This window comes from Xanthobacter autotrophicus (assembly GCF_030015065.1).
GTDB classification, from domain to species: domain Bacteria; phylum Pseudomonadota; class Alphaproteobacteria; order Rhizobiales; family Xanthobacteraceae; genus Xanthobacter; species Xanthobacter autotrophicus_D.
The window spans coordinates 1-410 of sequence record NZ_JAIVFN010000504.1; the positions used below are offsets into that span (position 1 = coordinate 1).

The window sequence follows — 410 nt, forward strand, 5'->3', positions numbered from 1 at the left end:
CTTCAAAACCATCGAAGTCATACATACCCTTAGGCATTGTTCCGTAAACTCGGAACGTGCCACAATCGACAATGATTTTTGTGATGTATCGTTCCTGATAAGAAAAGTTATCCGCGACTGATTTAACGGAAACAATTTCACCAATAACTTCTTGACGACCGGACGGAACAATAGTTGCATTGTTTTTCTGGTCAATCATTTCGACGGCTTTGTCAATCGCACTGACAGAAACAGGAATGCGAGCACTGAGATCAGACTGAACATTCATGTAAAACTCAGCCGTAAGGTTATTGGCAAGAATCTTTTCAATCTTCTCGCCATGTGCCATTTCCAGCGCCATAAACGTTGCTTCACGAATCTTTCGCTCTTCTGCGGCTTTCTTCTCAGCCTTTTCTAGCCGACGCTTTGCC

1 protein-coding gene is annotated in these 410 nt (G+C 43.4%); it reads right to left on the reverse strand.

Features of this window, described 5'->3' with window-relative positions; genetic code table 11:
- The coding region (locus K9U40_RS24235) for a hypothetical protein (protein ID WP_282892592.1) at positions 1 to 410 on the reverse strand (410 nt) is incomplete at both ends.